General features: G+C 71.2%; 14 protein-coding genes. 7 read left to right on the top strand and 7 right to left on the bottom strand.

Translation table 11 applies throughout. The features are described 5' to 3' along the window. The first annotated feature begins 25 nt into the window (after positions 1–25). From mce to KUA19_RS01605, 4 genes are all read left to right on the top strand, one after another. On the top strand, positions 26–505 hold the full coding sequence (mce, locus tag KUA19_RS01590; RefSeq protein WP_217394084.1) for a methylmalonyl-CoA epimerase: 480 nt from the start codon (positions 26–28) through the stop codon (positions 503–505). A 289-nt stretch (positions 506–794) separates the two neighbouring features. Then, positions 795–2,150 carry a crotonyl-CoA carboxylase/reductase gene (gene ccrA / locus KUA19_RS01595; protein ID WP_217394086.1) on the top strand — a complete coding sequence of 452 codons (1,356 nt, stop codon included), beginning with the start codon at positions 795–797 and terminating at the stop codon, positions 2,148–2,150. Positions 2,151–2,341: 191 nt separating this feature from the next. After that, positions 2,342–3,586 carry a DivIVA domain-containing protein gene (locus tag KUA19_RS01600; RefSeq protein ID WP_217394088.1) on the top strand — a complete coding sequence of 415 codons (1,245 nt, stop codon included), beginning with the start codon at positions 2,342–2,344 and terminating at the stop codon, positions 3,584–3,586. 80 nt (positions 3,587–3,666) lie between these two features. Continuing rightward, the gene (locus KUA19_RS01605) at positions 3,667–4,770 is read left to right on the top strand and encodes a DivIVA domain-containing protein (RefSeq protein WP_217394090.1); all 1,104 of its coding nucleotides are present in this window, start codon (positions 3,667–3,669) and stop codon (positions 4,768–4,770) included. A 20-nt stretch (positions 4,771–4,790) separates the two neighbouring features. Here KUA19_RS01605 and KUA19_RS01610 read toward each other — a convergent pair whose 3' ends face one another. The 3 genes from KUA19_RS01610 to KUA19_RS01620 form a co-directional block, all read right to left on the bottom strand. Continuing rightward, positions 4,791–5,588, bottom strand: a complete 798-nt coding sequence (locus KUA19_RS01610; protein ID WP_217394092.1) for an alpha/beta hydrolase — start codon at positions 5,586–5,588, stop codon at positions 4,791–4,793. Between the two features lie 273 nt (positions 5,589–5,861). Continuing rightward, positions 5,862–6,131, bottom strand: a complete 270-nt coding sequence (locus KUA19_RS01615; protein ID WP_217394653.1) for an Rv1322 family protein — start codon at positions 6,129–6,131, stop codon at positions 5,862–5,864. A gap of 166 nt (positions 6,132–6,297) precedes the next feature. Then, positions 6,298–8,082 carry a 3-hydroxyacyl-CoA dehydrogenase family protein gene (locus KUA19_RS01620; RefSeq protein ID WP_217394654.1) on the bottom strand — a complete coding sequence of 595 codons (1,785 nt, stop codon included), beginning with the start codon at positions 8,080–8,082 and terminating at the stop codon, positions 6,298–6,300. 185 nt (positions 8,083–8,267) lie between these two features. Between KUA19_RS01620 and KUA19_RS01625 the strand changes: the two genes are divergently transcribed. The 3 genes from KUA19_RS01625 (at position 8,268) to KUA19_RS01635 (ending at position 11,771) form a co-directional block, all read left to right on the top strand. Beyond that, complete coding sequence (locus tag KUA19_RS01625; protein WP_217394093.1) at positions 8,268–9,344, top strand: RNA ligase (ATP); 1,077 nt, start codon at positions 8,268–8,270, stop codon at positions 9,342–9,344. 199 nt (positions 9,345–9,543) lie between these two features. Next, a complete protein-coding gene (locus tag KUA19_RS01630; RefSeq protein WP_217394095.1) occupies positions 9,544–10,230 on the top strand; it encodes an SDR family NAD(P)-dependent oxidoreductase in 687 nt (228 codons plus the stop codon). 41 nt (positions 10,231–10,271) lie between these two features. Beyond that, positions 10,272–11,771 (top strand): aldehyde dehydrogenase family protein, encoded by a 1,500-nt coding sequence (locus tag KUA19_RS01635; protein WP_217394097.1) that lies wholly within the window; start codon positions 10,272–10,274, stop codon positions 11,769–11,771. A 79-nt stretch (positions 11,772–11,850) separates the two neighbouring features. On the opposite strand, the gene KUA19_RS01640 is transcribed toward KUA19_RS01635, so the two are convergent. The 4 genes from KUA19_RS01640 to nucS all read right to left on the bottom strand — a co-directional run bounded on the left by KUA19_RS01640 (position 11,851) and on the right by nucS (position 14,816). After that, positions 11,851–12,519 (bottom strand): hypothetical protein, encoded by a 669-nt coding sequence (locus KUA19_RS01640; protein ID WP_217394099.1) that lies wholly within the window; start codon positions 12,517–12,519, stop codon positions 11,851–11,853. A gap of 40 nt (positions 12,520–12,559) precedes the next feature. Next, positions 12,560–13,228: a hypothetical protein gene (locus KUA19_RS01645; protein WP_217394101.1), complete on the bottom strand. Its 669-nt coding sequence runs from the start codon at positions 13,226–13,228 to the stop codon at positions 12,560–12,562. A 99-nt stretch (positions 13,229–13,327) separates the two neighbouring features. Next, positions 13,328–13,969 (bottom strand): hypothetical protein, encoded by a 642-nt coding sequence (locus tag KUA19_RS01650; RefSeq protein ID WP_217394103.1) that lies wholly within the window; start codon positions 13,967–13,969, stop codon positions 13,328–13,330. Positions 13,970–14,156: 187 nt separating this feature from the next. Beyond that, positions 14,157–14,816: an endonuclease NucS gene (nucS, locus tag KUA19_RS01655; RefSeq protein ID WP_217394105.1), complete on the bottom strand. Its 660-nt coding sequence runs from the start codon at positions 14,814–14,816 to the stop codon at positions 14,157–14,159. Between the last annotated feature and the right edge of the window lies 1 nt (position 14,817).

Below are 14,817 nucleotides of genomic sequence, written 5' to 3' on the forward strand. Positions count from 1 at the left end.
ACGATGGTTCGGTCAGACTAACCGCATGACCGAACCAGCATCCCTGTCGACCTCGTCACAGAGTGTCAAATCGCTCTCCGTCGGGCTGCAGCGCATCGATCACGTCGGCATCGCGGTGCCGGACCTCGACGCCGCCATCGCCTTCTACGAAGGTACGTTCGGAATGACCTGCGCGCACGTGGAGACCAACGAGGAGCAGGGCGTACGCGAGGCGATGATGCAGGTCGCCCCCGGCGTGGAGGGCGGCGCCATCCAGCTGCTGGCCCCCCTGCGCCCCGACTCGGCGATCGGCAAGTTCCTCGACCGCAGCGGTCCGGGCATGCAGCAGCTCGCGTTCACCGTGGTCAACATCGACGCCACCTGCGCGGCGCTGCGCGAGCGCGGCATCCGGCTGCTCTACGAGGCCCCCCGCCGCGGCACCGCGAACTCCCGGATCAACTTCGTCCACCCCAAGGACGCCGGTGGTGTGCTCGTGGAACTGGTCCAGCCCGCCGCCGACCACTGATCGGCTGAATCATCGTTAAGTCTCGCGTGGAGTTTTTCACAGACCGGTTCCGGCCCAAGCTACCGACGAGTAACGTCCCGCTCACCTGAGCCGCCATGTGTGTCGACCACATGGCGGCACCAGCAGGACCGCGTCCACGATGGGTCGCCGGTGGGGAGTCTTCGACGGTCCGCCGTCCAGGCGAAACCGTCGGACGAGCCGCTGGCGAAGCACTCAAATCCCGGAACCAGGCGCCTTTCCGCTCAGCTCCGCCGGGCGCCTGCGCTTCCCTCACCACGGAGGTGGCGCCGTGCAAGACATCCTCGACGTGATCATGGAAGCCGAGGGCTCCCCCGACCCCGCCGAGCACCTGCGCAAGCTGGCCACGGTGCCGGTCCCGGCGACCTACCAAGGCATGGTGGTGCGCGCCGACGAGGCCGCGATGTTCGACGGCCTGGCCACCCGCGACAAGGACCCGCGCAAGTCGCTGCACCTGCAGGAGGTGCCCACCCCGGAACTCGGGCCGGGTGAGGCGCTGATCGCGGTGATGGCCAGCGCGGTCAACTACAACACCGTGTGGACGTCCATCTTCGAGCCGATGCCGACCTTCGGCTTCCTCAAGAAGTACGGCCGCCTGTCGCCGCTGACCGCGCGCCACGACCTGCCGTACCACGTGGTGGGTTCGGACGCGGCGGGCGTGGTGCTGCGCACCGGCGCGGGCGTGACCAAGTGGCGGCCCGGCGACCAGATCGTGGCGCACTGCCTCAACGTCGAGTTGGAGGACGCGGCGGGCCACGACGACACCATGCTCGACCCGCAGCAGCGCATCTGGGGCTTCGAGACCAACTTCGGCGGCCTGGCCCAGCTCGCGATCGTCAAGGCCAACCAGCTGATGCCCAAGCCCGCCCACCTGACCTGGGAGGAGGCGGCCAGCCCGGGGCTGGTCAACTCCACGGCGTACCGGCAGCTCGTGTCGCACCACGGGGCGAACATGAAGCAGGGCGACGTGGTGCTGATCTGGGGCGCCAGCGGCGGGCTCGGGTCGTACGCGACACAGATGGCGCTCAACGGCGGCGCGATCCCGGTGTGCGTGGTGTCCTCCCCGGACAAGGCCGAGCTGTGCCGTCGCATGGGCGCCGACCTGGTGATCGACCGCGTCGCCGAGGGATACAAGTTCTGGTCCGATGAGCACACTCAGGATCCGTCCGAATGGAAGCGGTTCGGGGCGCGCATCCGGGAGCTGACCGGCGGCGACGACCCGGACATCGTGTTCGAGCACCCGGGCCGGGAGACCTTCGGCGCCAGCGTGTACGTCGCCAAGAAGGGCGGCACCATCGTCACCTGCGCCTCGACCAGCGGCTACGAGCACCAGTACGACAATCGCTACCTGTGGATGTCGCTCAAGCGGATCATCGGCAGCCACTTCGCCAACTACCGCGAGGCATGGGAGGCCAACCGACTCATCGACCTCGGTCGCATCCATCCGACGCTGTCGAAGTCGTTCTCACTGGAGCAGACCGGCCAGGCGGCGTACGAGGTGCACCGCAACGCCCACCAGGGCAAGGTTGGCGTGCTGTGCCTGGCGCCCGAGGAGGGGCTCGGGGTGCGCGACGCCGAGAAGCGGTCCCGCCACCTCACCGCCATCAACCGGTTCCGCGGGGTCTAGCTGCCGGAACATCCGGTGATCTTTCCCACGGCGGGGGTGCTCTCGGGCGTCCCCGCCGTCCGGCATTTCCGGCGAATCAGACGATTGCTTTCCCTTGCGGATCATCCGTTTGCAAACGACTGACCGTCCGGTGGGCGAAAGTGCCCCCACGCTCTTGCGGAGCACCCAGGGTCATCTGCGAGTATGTCCCAATGCCCCAGCAGCCGTCCAACGTCGCGTTCTTCGATGGCGCGAACACCCAGCATGACTTCACTGTCGTCCTGCGCGGTTACGACCGTACGCAGGTAGATGACTTCGTCGGTCGCCTCAACGCGCAGCTCGCCCAGTCGGAGCAGGCCCGCAACGAGGCCGAGCAGCGCATGAACGACGCCCAGCGTCGGCTGCGTCAGGCCGAGCAGCGACTGAGTTCGGTCGAGCAGAAGCTCACCGACACCAGCAAGCAGCTCGAGGAGAACAGCCGCCCGACCCTCTCCGGGCTCGGCACGCGCGTCGAGCAGATCCTGCGCCTGGCCGAGGAGCAGGCCAACGACCACCGCGGCGAGTCCAAGCGGGAGTCCGAGGGCATCCTGTCCGCCGCCCGCCTCGAGGCCCGCGAGATCACCGACAAGGCGCGGGCCGAGGCCGCCGCCATGAAGGCGACCGCCGAGCGCGAGGCCGGCAACCTGCGCACCGCCGCCGAGCGCGAGGCCGCCGAGGTCCGGGTGCAGGCCCGCCGCGAGGCCGACACGCTGCGCGCCGACGCCGACCGCGAGACCAAGCAGCTGCGCACCGCCACCTCGCACGAGGTCGCCGAGCTCAAGGCCACCGTGGAGCGCGAGGTCGCCACCCTGCGCGCCACCGCCGAGCGCGAGATCACCCAGCTGCGCGCCAAGGCCGCCCGCGAGGCGGAGGAGAAGCGCGCCGAGGCGTCCAAGATGCTGGCCGACGCGCGCGACAAGCGCGACAAGGACCTGCAGGCCCTGCAGCTGGAGCTGGCCGAGCGTCGGGAGAAGTCCGAGCGCGAGGAGACCCAGCGTCACTCCGCCGCCGTCGCCGCCACGCAGAAGCTGGTCGGCGAGGCCGAGGAGCGCGCCCGCGCCGCCGAGGACCGCGCCAAGGAGATCGAGCAGCGCGCCGAGGCCCGCCGGGTCGAGTCGGAGCGCACCGCCGCCGAGACCACCGAGAAGGCCCGCGCCGGGGCGGAGAAGGCGGTCAACGAGGCCAAGGCCGAGGCGCACCGACTGGTGACCGAGGCACGCAACGAGGCCGAGCTGACCACCAACGCGGCCCGTCGCGAGGTCGAGGACCTCACCCGCCAGAAGAACGCGGTCACCGCGCAGCTGGGTCAGATGCTGTCCGGCCTGGCCGGCATCGTCCCGGGTGTCGGCGCCCCCGCCGCCGCCCCGGCTGCCCCCGCCGCCGCGGAGGAGAAGCCGAAGGCTGCGGACGGCGAATAGCCGATCACGCTTCGCATTAGGTCACGCCGTGCCCCTTTCCGGAGGGGTGCGGCGTGACCTTTTATGTGAAGATGGACCGCATGTCGCATGGCGGAGACCTGTTCGCTCTCGGTGAGGGCGTCTCATCCGAACCCAGCTTCGATGTCGCTCTGCGGGGCTATGACAAGAAGCAGGTAGACCGTTACGTCAATCAGGTCGAATCGGACCTGTCGACCCTGGCCGCGGAGCGGGATCAGGCCTTCTCACAGGTGCAGGCCCTCGCCGGCCAGGTACAGCAGCTCCAGCTCGAGCTGTCCGACGCCGCCCGGCGCTCGGTGCCCGCGCGCATCTCGTTCCGCCACCTCGGCGCCAAGGTCGAGCAGATCCTCACCCTCGCCGAGGACCAGGCCGACGACCTGCGCAACAACGCCGTGCAGGAGATCGCCGACCAGCGGGCCGAGGCCGAGCGGCTGCTCAACGACGCCCGTGACCGCGCCGCCACCGCGACCCGCGACTTCGACCTCGCGCTGGCCTCGCGCCGCGCCCAGGAGCGCCAGGACGAGGAGCGCCGCCGCGTCGAGTTGAGCGACGAGACGCAGCGCCTGCGCACCGAGGCCCGCGAACTGCTGGCCCACGCGCAGCTGGAGGCGCAGCAGCTGCGTACGGTCGCGGCGCAGGAGGCCGCCTCCCGGCGCACGCAGACCGACAAGGACCTCGCCGCCGCCCGCGGCGCCGCCGAGACCGAGGCCGCGAACATCCGGGCCGCCGCCGAGCAGGCGGCCGCGGGCATCCGGGCCGCCGCCGACCAGCGTGTGGCGCAGGCCGAGCAGGAGGCCGCCCGCGCTCGTGAGGTCGCCGTGCAGCAGCAGGCCGCCAGTGAGCGGACGCAGCAGGAGCTGACCGACACGCGCAACCAGCTCGCGGCGGTGCAGGCCGAGGTGGCGCAGGTGCGGCAGCGTCTGGTCGAGCTGCAGGGTCAGCTGGCCGCCGAACTGGAGCGACTGTCGACCGCGCAGCGCGAGGCCGAGCTCGCCGAGCGGCGCCGCGCCGAGGCGCTGCGCCCGATCGAGCCCAAGGCCGAGGAGCCCGCCGAAGCCGAGGAGCCCGCCAAGGCCGACGAGTCGGCCGACGAGCAGACGGTCATGCTCAGCACCGACGAGCAGACGGTCGCCATCTCCACCGACCAGACCCGCCCGGCGCGCTGAGCGCTACCTCCCGGCGGCGCTCACGCGCCGTCGGGCGAGGGCACCGGCCGATCCGCGAACGCGGCCACGGTGCGGTCGGCGTACGCGCTGGCGTCGCCGTACTCCATCGGGCCCGTCCAGGTGGTCGGGAGCGGGACGGGCACGCCCGGCGCGACGCGGGCGACGATCGCGTCCAGCACCGTCTCGGCGTCGCCGACCCACAGGTGCTTGGCGCCCGGCACGCCCACGACCTCAGCCTGCGGGATCGCGGCGAACCGCTGCCGCGCCTCGGTCGGGCGCAGGTAGTCGTCGAACTCCGGCACCAGCGCGGTCACCGGGCGGCCCGAATCCGCCCAGACGGCCAGGTCGTCGGGCTGGGAGAAGCGCAGCGGCGGCGACAACAGGATGGCGCCGTCCACGGCAGGATCGCAGCCGTATTTGAGGGCCAGGTCGGTGCCGAAGGACCAGCCGACCAGCCACCGGTGCGGCAGCTCGTGGAACTCGGCGTACTCGATCGCGGCGGCGACGTCGAAACGCTCGCCGACGGCGTGGTCGAACGCGCCCTCGCTGGTGCCGCGCACGCTGGACGTGCCGCGGGTGTTGAAGCGCAGCACCGCGATCCCGGCCAGGGCGGGCAGCCGCCAGGCGGCCTTGCGGTAGACGTGGCTGTCCATCATGCCGCCGTGGGTGGGCAGCGGGTGCAGACAGATCAGGGTCGCCACCGGGTCGCGGTCGGCGGGGACGGCGAGCTCGCCGACCAGGCGCAGGCCGTCGGCGGTGTGCAGTTCGATCTCCTCGCGGCGCGCGGGCAGGATCGAGTTGGCGCGGATGGCGGTCACGGTAAACAGTCTGCCCGCCAGCCCGGCCGGTAATCACGGCCGGACCGGGTCGCGGTGATCACATCACCCCTCGGCCTCGGCTGCGCCGCCGCGGACCGCCCCGCCCGCGCGGTCCCGGGGTGCGTCCGCGCGGGCCCGGGGTTCGTGCAGTTTCGGGGAAAGCGCGGGAATTCAGGCCATGATTCGTGCAGTTTCCCGGAAACCGCACCCGAACGCCTCCGCCCGCGCAACGCCCCGCACGCACGCCGCGCCTGGGCGGGGAGGGGGCTGGGCTCAGCCGTAGCGGGGGGCGTTGCGGGAGCGCTGGATGTTGGGTTTGCGCTGGTGACGGCCGCGCCAGCAGGTGGTGTGCCAGTGGCGTCGGTCGCCCGCGTCGCCCCAGCCGTCCGAGGGCCAGGCCACCACATGCGCCACCCCTCGCGGGATCTCCTGATCGCAGCCGGGGCAGCGGTACGCCTTGTCCGAGGTGTCCCCGGACAGGTGCCGCACGGTCCACTCGCCGTCCGGATCGTCCCGGACGTACTCGATCCCGCGTCGGGACATGCCTTCGTCCAGTTCGCGCTTGGCGCGATCCTTCGGATTGTTGCGACGCGGGCTCATGTCGACCAAGGGTACCGGGGCCCCCAAGATCGCTCGAGTTGCCAGGCAATCGGGTACTCGGCGCACCAAGATACGCCCGACTGCCCGGCAACTTACGCGATCTTGCCGCTCAGCGGTGGGTGTGGTCGCGGAAGCCGCGGCCGGTCTTGCGACCCAGGTAGCCGGCGGTGACCAGGTGCTCCAGCAGTGGCGCCGGGGAGAAGCCGGGCTCGCGCAGCTCCAGGTACAGCTCGCGCTGGATGGCCAGGGAGACGTCCAGGCCGACCACGTCCAGCAGCTCGAACGGGCCCATCGGGTAGCCGCAGCCCAGCTTCATCGCGGCGTCGATGTCGTCGGCCGTGGCGTAGCTGGCCTCCAGCATCTTCACCGCGTCGTTGAGGTACGGGAACAGCAGCGCGTTCACGATGAACCCGGCCCGGTCCGCGCAGCCGACGGCGGTCTTGCCGAGGTGGTCCACCACGGCCTTGGCGGTGGCGAGCGTGGCGGGGCTGGTCCGGATCGTCTCGACCACCTCGACCAGCGGCATCACCTGCGCCGGGTTGAAGAAGTGCAGCCCGACGACGTCGGCGGGGCGCTGGGTGGCCATCGCGCACTCGACGACAGGGAGGCTGGAGGTGGTGGTGGCCAGGACGGTACCCGGCTTGCAGATCTCGTCCAGGCTCGCGAACAGCGCCTTCTTGACGCTCAGCTCCTCTACCACCGCCTCGACGACCAGGTCGGCGTCGGACAGGTGGTCCAGGTTGGTGGACCAGGTGATGCGGCCGATGGCGGCGTCGCGCTCGGCCTCGGTCAGCTTGCCCCGGACCACGCCCTTGTTGAGGGAGGTCTTGACGCTCTCGCAGACCTTGGCGGACTTCTCGGCGCCCCGGGTCACGCTCAGCACCTCGTACCCGGCCTTGGCGAAGACCTCGATGATGCCGGTGGCCATGGTGCCGGAGCCGACCACGCCGACGGTGCCGATGCGCCGCGCGGCGGAGGCCTGCTCGACGCCCGACGGGGTGAGCGCGTCGGCGACGACGACCGGAGAGCCGCTCTTCTCGTACGTGTAGAAGCCGCGTCCGCTCTTGCGGCCCAGCAGGCCCGCGGTGACCATCTGCTTGAGCAGCGGCGCCGGGGCGTGGCGGCGGTCGCGGCCGCCCCGGCGGTACATGGTGTCGAGGATCTCGTACGCGGTGTCCAGGCCGATCAGGTCCATCAGCGCCAGCGGACCCATGGGCAGGCCGCAGCCGAGCTTCATGGCCGCGTCGATGTCCTCGCGGGTGGCGTAGTGGTTCTCGAACATGGTGACGGCGTGGTTGAGGTACCCGAACAGCAGCGCGTTGGCGATGAACCCGGCTCGGTCGCTGATGGTGACGTCGACCTTGCCCAGCCGCGCGCACAGCGCCTCGACGTCGGCGACGACCTCCGGCGCGGTCACCACGGTACGGATGATCTCGACCAGCTTCATGACCGGCGCCGGGTTGAAGAAGTGCACGCCGATGACCTGGTTGGGCCGGTGCGTGGCCACCGAGATCTCGGTGACGCTCAGCGAGCTGGTGTTGGTGGCGAGGATGGCGTGCGGCGGGCAGACCTTGTCCAGCTCGGCGAAGATGGCCTGCTTGAGGTCCAGGTGCTCGGGCACCGCCTCGATCACGAAGTCGACGCTGTGCAGGGCGGGCAGGCCGACCTGGAAGTCGACCCGAGCGTGCAGCGCGTCGCGGTCCTCGGGCGACAGTTTGCCCTTGGCCACCGCGCGGTCGGTGGAGCCGGTGAGGTTCTGGCGGCCGCGCTCCAGCGCGTTCTCGCTGATCTCGACGGCTACCACGTTCAGGCCGTTGCGGGCGAACACCTCGACGATGCCCGCACCCATGGTGCCCAGACCGACCACGCCGACTGTATTGATCTCGCGAGCCACAGTGCTCACCCAGTCCTCCCGAACGACCGCTAAGGTTACTGCGGAGTCTGCCACGGCCGCCGGTCCGCCACATCGTGTCCCCGGCGTGAACAAAGCCACTGGGCGCGTCGATGCGGTGCCACCTGAGCGCGCGGTCGCGGGTAAAGCGATTGCCGGTCGCCTCGCCGCGCTGGACGATCTCTCGCATGTCAATCCTGAAGGTCGTCGCCGAGCGGCTGGTGATCCATCCGCACCCCAACGCCGACGCACTCGAACTCGCTGAGGTCGGACGCCTGCGCGCCGTCGTGGCCAAGGACGCCTACCGCACCGGCGACCACGCCGTCTACCTGCCCGAAGGCTCGGTGCTGCCCGAACCGCTCATCGCCGAGCTGGGTCTCACCGGACGCCTGGCGGGCCCGAACAAGGACCGGATCACCGCGGTACGGTTGCGCGGCGAGCTGTCCCAGGGCATCGTCTGCCGCCCGAAGGCGCTCGCCGACCTCGACCTGGCCGAGGCCGCCGCGGCCGGAACCGACTTCGCCGAGGTGCTCGGCGTGACGAAGTGGGTGCCGCCGATCCCGGTGCACCTCGCCGGGGACATGCACCCGGCCGAGGATCTGCTGCCGTGGCTGGACGTGGAGAACATCCGCCGCTACCCGCTGCTGTTCAGCGCGGGCGAGCCGGTGGTGGCCACCGAGAAGATCCACGGTTCGGCGTGCCTGATGACGTACGTCGCGGCCACCGGCACGGTGCTCGCGTCCTCAAAGGGGTTCGGCAAGCAGCGGCTGGCGATCAAGGAGGCTGACAGCAACCTCTACTGGCGCGCCATCCGGGGGTACGACCTGCCGGTGCTCGCCGCCGCCGTGGCCGCCGACCTCGGCGCGACCCGGGTCGGTGTCTTCGGCGAGGTGTACGGCCGGGGCGTGCAGGACCTCGGTTACGGCGTGCAGGCCAGCACCCGCCCCGGCTACGCCGTATTCGACATCGCGGTCGACGTCGACGGGCAGATCCGCTGGCTGACCCCGGACGAGGTGGCCGCGTACACGGCCGCGCACGGGGTGCCCGCGGTGCCGGTGCTGTACCGGGGACCGTATGACGAGGCGCGGCTGGTGGAGCTGGCGGAGGGCGTCGAGACGATCTCGGGTACCGGTGCCAACATCCGGGAGGGCCTGGTGGTCAGGCCGCTGATCGAGCGATACAGTCCGATCACGGCCGGTCGCGCCATCGGCAAGCTCGTCTCGACGGCATACCTGACCCGCAAGGGCGGTACGGAGTACGAGTAGGCCCGACGACTTGCCGGGCGGTCGGGGGTACGAAACCCCTTCAAAGCCCCGACTGCCCGGCAACATCGGTGGTCATGAGCCTTCCCACCGAAACCAACCCGCATCCACGCCGGGCAGATGTTCGAGATCAGCGAGCCGTTCGAGGCCCGGTTCGATCCGGTTGAGCTGCTCATGCGCTGAGCGGCACTAGGCTGGCGGGATGCGCTATGTCGTCATCACCGGGGTGTCCCGTGGGCTGGGTGAGGCCCTGCTCAACCAGCTGCTCGCCGAGCCGGACACGACCGTGCTGGCGCTGGGCCGGACGTTCACCGACAACCAGCGCATGCTCGCCGGGCCGAAGCTGATCCTGCGCCACTGCGAGCTGGCCGAGCCGGCCACCCTGCCGACCGCCCCCGAGCTGGGCGAGCTGATCGCCGACGCCGACGAGATCGTGCTGATCCACAACGCGGCGGTGGTGGGGCCGATCGGCGCCGTCGGCACGCTGCCCACCGACGAGCTGCTGGCCGCCGCGACGATCAACCTGGCCGCCCCACTGGCGCTGACGAACACCCTGCTGTCGGCCCTGCCGCCGCTGTTCCGCCGGGTGCGGATCATGTTCGTCTCCTCGGGCGCCGCGCACCGGGTCATCGACGGCTGGTCGGTGTACTCGTCGACCAAGCGCGGCGGCGAGGAGTTCTTCGCCCACGTGGCCGCACAGTACGAGAGTGATCCGCGGGTGAGCGTGGTCAGCGTGAACCCCGGCGTGATGGACACGGGCATGCAGGAGGCCATCCGCGGCGCGGACTTCGACGGCAGGCAGCGGTTCCAGGACCTGTACGACAACGACGAGCTGCCCGATCCGGCCTCCGTGGCGGCCCACCTGATCGCCGAGCACCTAAAAGCCTGAGGATGTTTCGGATTACTCACCGGTAGTTCTAGACTGCGCGCGTGACCACGACTAGCCAGCCGCAGCCCGGTGCCAGTGTCGTCAGCGCGGGCGAGCTGATCTCCACCAACCCGGCCACCGGCGAGGAGGTGGCGCGCCTGCCCGTGGCGAGCGCCGCCGACGTCGCGGCGGCCGTCGAGCGGGCCCGCGCCGCGAGCGCCTGGTGGGCGAGCCTCGGCTGGCGCGAGCGCCGCCGCCGCCTGCTGCGCTGGCGCAGCCTGCTGGTGCAGCGGATGCAGTCGCTGGCCGAGCTGATGCACCGCGAGGGCGGCAAGCCCGTCGACGAGGCCCTGCTGGAGATCGTCGTCGCGGTGGACCACACCGCCTGGGCCGCCAAGCACGCCCGCAAGGTGCTGCGCCGCCGCCGGGTGCCGGGCTCGCTGATGCAGCTGGAGTACGCCGGTTACCTGGAGTACCAGCCGTACGGCGTCATCGGGGTCATCGGCCCGTGGAACTTCCCGATCTTCACCCCGTTCGGCTCCATCGCGTACGCGCTGGCGGCGGGCAACGCCGTGGTCTTCAAGCCCAGCGAGTACACCCCGGCCATCGGCCAGTTCTACGTCGACGCCTTCAACGAGGTCGTGCCGGAGCACCCGGTGCTGCAGCTCGTGCACGGCGGCGGCGAGGTCGGCGCGGCACTGTGCCGCTCCGGCGTGGACAAGCTGGCCTTCACCGGCTCCGGCCCGACCGGCGCGAAGGTGATGGCCGCCTGCGCCGAGTCGCTGACGCCGGTGCTGATCGAGTGCGGCGGCAAGGACGCCATGATCGTGGCCGAGGACGCCGACGTGGCCCAGGCCGCCGAGACCGCGGCCTGGGGCGCCAACTTCAACGCGGGCCAGGCCTGCGTCGGCATCGAGCGGGCGTACGTGCACGCCAAGGTCTATGACGACTTCCTGGCCAAGCTGGTCGCCGAGACCGAGCGGATCGACACCGACACCCAGGTCGGCCCGATCACGATGCCGGGCCAGCGCGACATCATCGCCCGCCACATCGACGCCGCGTTGACCGACGGCGGGCGTGCCCTGCTGGGCGGCCCCGACTCGGTGCGCGGCGCGTACGTACGGCCGACGATCCTGGTCGACGTGCCGCAGGAGTCGGCGGCGGTGCGGGAGGAGACGTTCGGCCCGACCATCGTGGTGACCAGGGTCGCCAGCACGGACGAGGCGGTGGCGCTGGCCAACGACTCGGCGTACGGGCTGGGCTCGTCGGTGTTCTCGAAGCGTCAGGGCATGGCGATCGCGGCCCGGCTGCGCACCGGCATGACGGCGGTGAACTCGGCGTTCGCGTTCGCGGTGCTGCCGGAGCTGCCGTTCGGCGGCGTGGGCGGGTCCGGCTTCGGCCGCATCCACGGCGCCGACGGGCTCAAGGAGTTCACCCGCGCCAAGTCCATCGCCAAGCGCCGCATGCCGAGCACCCCGGCGCTGCTCACCTTCCGCCGTACCCCGGCGGGCATGAAGCTGGCGCTGGCGGCGGTGAAGTTCCTGCACGGCCGGTCCCGCTGACCATCGGCGGCCGCCCGGACCCCGGGCTGCTTCGACCCGTTCGGGCGTGGGCCGGTGCCGCCGACCCACGCCCGGCCGGCTACGGCGCGGCGGGTGCCTCAGGCCCGACAGCGAGCGCGACGAGCGTCCCGGCGAAGGCGCCGAGGCCGCCGCAATTGACTTTGACCGTGTCGCCCTGCGCCACGGTCACCACCGCCGTCGTCATGCCTGAGCTCGAGTACTGCTGGCCGGCGGTCCCCTGCTGCGGGTCCTTCTCGTCGATGTAGCCGATCGCCGGTAGCGGCACTCCGCTCGGCCCCGCGAACATGCGGCACTCGAGCTGAGGTGCCCGGCCGTCGGTTCCGACCTGCATCGAGGCTGTCAGCCGGTAGCGGCCCGGCGGAAGGTTCCCCAGGCTGAGCAGGGTCGTGGATCCGTCGGGCAGGTTGCCGTTGTTCCGGTCCACGAACGCGAGCGGCGGGCCGCCCGCGGGTCCAGGCCTGCCCGGCGTGCCGGGTGCGCCCTGGGGTCCACGCGGTCCCTTGGCGCTCCAGCTCACGGGGCGTTCGTCCTTGCCGCAGCCGGTGCCGCCGCTCTTGGGCAGCTCGACGATGCGTACGTCGCCGGTCTTCTTGTGCACGCAGGCCTTGATGGTGGCCGCCGCCTCGGGTTCGGCCTGGGCGAAACCGCTGAACGCCAACAGCGTCGCGGCCGCCAGGCCCGCCACGCCCAGGGCGCGTCGGACCCGGCGTCGGGTGGAAATCTTCATGTCACTCCTTGCTGAAGCTGTCTGGGTTGATGTCTCGGCGTCAGGGCTGCTCGGGTACGGCGGTGACCGCGGTCGCGGTGACCGCGGCGATGTACCGGCCGGCGCCACTGCAGGCGAGCACGACGTCCTGGCCCGCGGCCACCTCGGCCACGTTCGTGGCGCCGCCGCTGGCGGCGAACTGGCTCTGGGCGGCGGTCGGTGCCGGGGACTGCTCGCGGATGAAGCCGACGATCAGCCGGGGCGCGGGGGTGGCCAACCCGACGGTCAGGCGGCAGTCGATGACCGCCGGCTCGTCGCCGCGCACCGCGGACACCGTGGCCGTCAGCTGATAGCTGCCCGGGGCCAGCTGCGAGGTCGTGATGATGTCCTGCGATTCGGCCGACAGCGACCCGGTCGCCGTGGTGCTGATGGAGAACGGCGGCCCGCCCGCGGGTCCGGGCCCGCCCGGCGTGCCGGGTGCGCCCTGGGGTCCACGCGGTCCCTTGGCGCTCCAGCTCACGGGGCGTTCGTCCTTGCCGCAACCGGTGCCGCCGCTCTTGGGCAGCTCGACGATGCGTACGTCGCCGGTCTTCTTGTGCACGCAGGCCTTGATGGTGGCCGCCGCCTCGGGTTCGGCCTGGGCGAAACCGCTGAACGCCAACAGCGTCGCGGCCGCCAGGCCCGCCACGCCCAGGGCGCGTCGGACCCGGCGTCGGGTGGAAATGCTCATGTCACTCCTCATTGAATGGTCAGCGCAGACAAACGGTTGGGACGGCCGTCGACGCGGGCTCGCCCCGGAACGGGTGCACGGTGCACCCCCGCGGGCTGGTCAGGGGGCCGTGGGCGGGCCGGACACGGCGACCGCGTTGACCGCGGCGAAGTAGGAACCCACACCGGCGCAGGTCAGGACGATGTCGCTCGCCTGCGGCAGGACGGTCCCCGCCGTGGCGGCGCCACTGCTGCCGTGCTCTCCGGTCACCTGAAGCCCCGACTTGATCTCGAGGATGACTCCGACCGTGTTCTCGGCCCGCAGGTCGCAGACGAACGCGGCCGGACCGTCCAGCGACAGCGCGTTCACGGTGGCCGTCAACTCGTAGCGGCCCGCGGGCACGTCCGGGATCGTGACGACGGCCGTCGACGCCAGCGGCAAGCTGCCGCTACCCGTCTGGGCGAAGGCGGCCGGCGTCGCGGTCGCTCCGGGCGGACCCTGCTCACCGGGTTCGCCCTGCGGGCCGCGGGGTCCCCGGACGTTCCACATGGTGGGGCGTTCGTCCTTGCCGCAGCCGGTGCCGCCGCTCTTGGGCAACTCGACGATGCGTACGTCGCCGGTCTTCTTGTGCACGCAGGCCTTGATGGTGGCCGCTGCCTCGGGTTCGGCCTGGGCGAAGCCACTGAACGCCAACAGCGTCGCGGCTGCCAGGCCCGCCACGCTCAGCGCGCGGTGCGCCCGACGTCGGGTGAAGGCTTTCACGTCTCTCCTCGATAGAAGATCGGAACTCCCGTTTGGGAGGCCGAATCGGTTATATCGAGGAAATGGTGCAAACTACCGATACCATGCCGTACGGAAGGTACGCGCACAACTACTCATCGTGATGTCGGCAGGCGCGCCCGCGGCGGGTGCGGGTCAGCGGCAGGCTCGAGTCAGCGGCGGGTGCGGGTCAGAACAGCGTCAGCTCGTCGCGTTCGACGCCGCGGAGGCGGTCGTAGTTGACCACGACGCAGCGGATGCCGCGGTCGGTGGCGAGCACCCGGGCCTGCGGTTTGATCTCCTGCGCGACGAACAAGCCCGCGACCGGCGCCAGCAGCGGATCGCGGTTGAGCAGTTCCAGGTACCGGGTCAGCTGCTCCACGCCGTCGATCTCGCCGCGCCGCTTCACCTCGACCGCGACGTGCGCGCCTTTGGCGTCCCGGCACAGCAGGTCGACCGGGCCGATCGCGGTCATGTACTCCCGGCGCACCAGCGTGAACCCCTCGCCGAAGGTCTGCGGAGCGGCGGCCAGCAGTTCCTGCAGGTGCGCCTCCACGCCGTCCTTCTGCAGGCCGGGGTCGACCCCGAGGTCGTGTGAGGAGTCCTCGAAGATCTCCTCCAGGGTGATCCGCAGCTCCTCGCCCGCCTTGTTCACCACGCGCCACACACCCGGCGCCTCTTCGAGCTTGCAGGGCGGGCTCATCCAGTTCAGCGGCTTGTAGGCCCGGTCGTCGGCGTGGATGGAGACCGATCCGTCGGCCTTGACGATGAGCAGGCGCTTGGCCGAGGGCAGGTGAGCCGACAGACGGCCGACGTAGTCGACGGTGCAGCGGGCGATGACTAGGCGCACC

It is taken from the genome of Catellatospora tritici, assembly GCF_019083965.1.
GTDB lineage: Bacteria > Actinomycetota > Actinomycetes > Mycobacteriales > Micromonosporaceae > Catellatospora > Catellatospora tritici.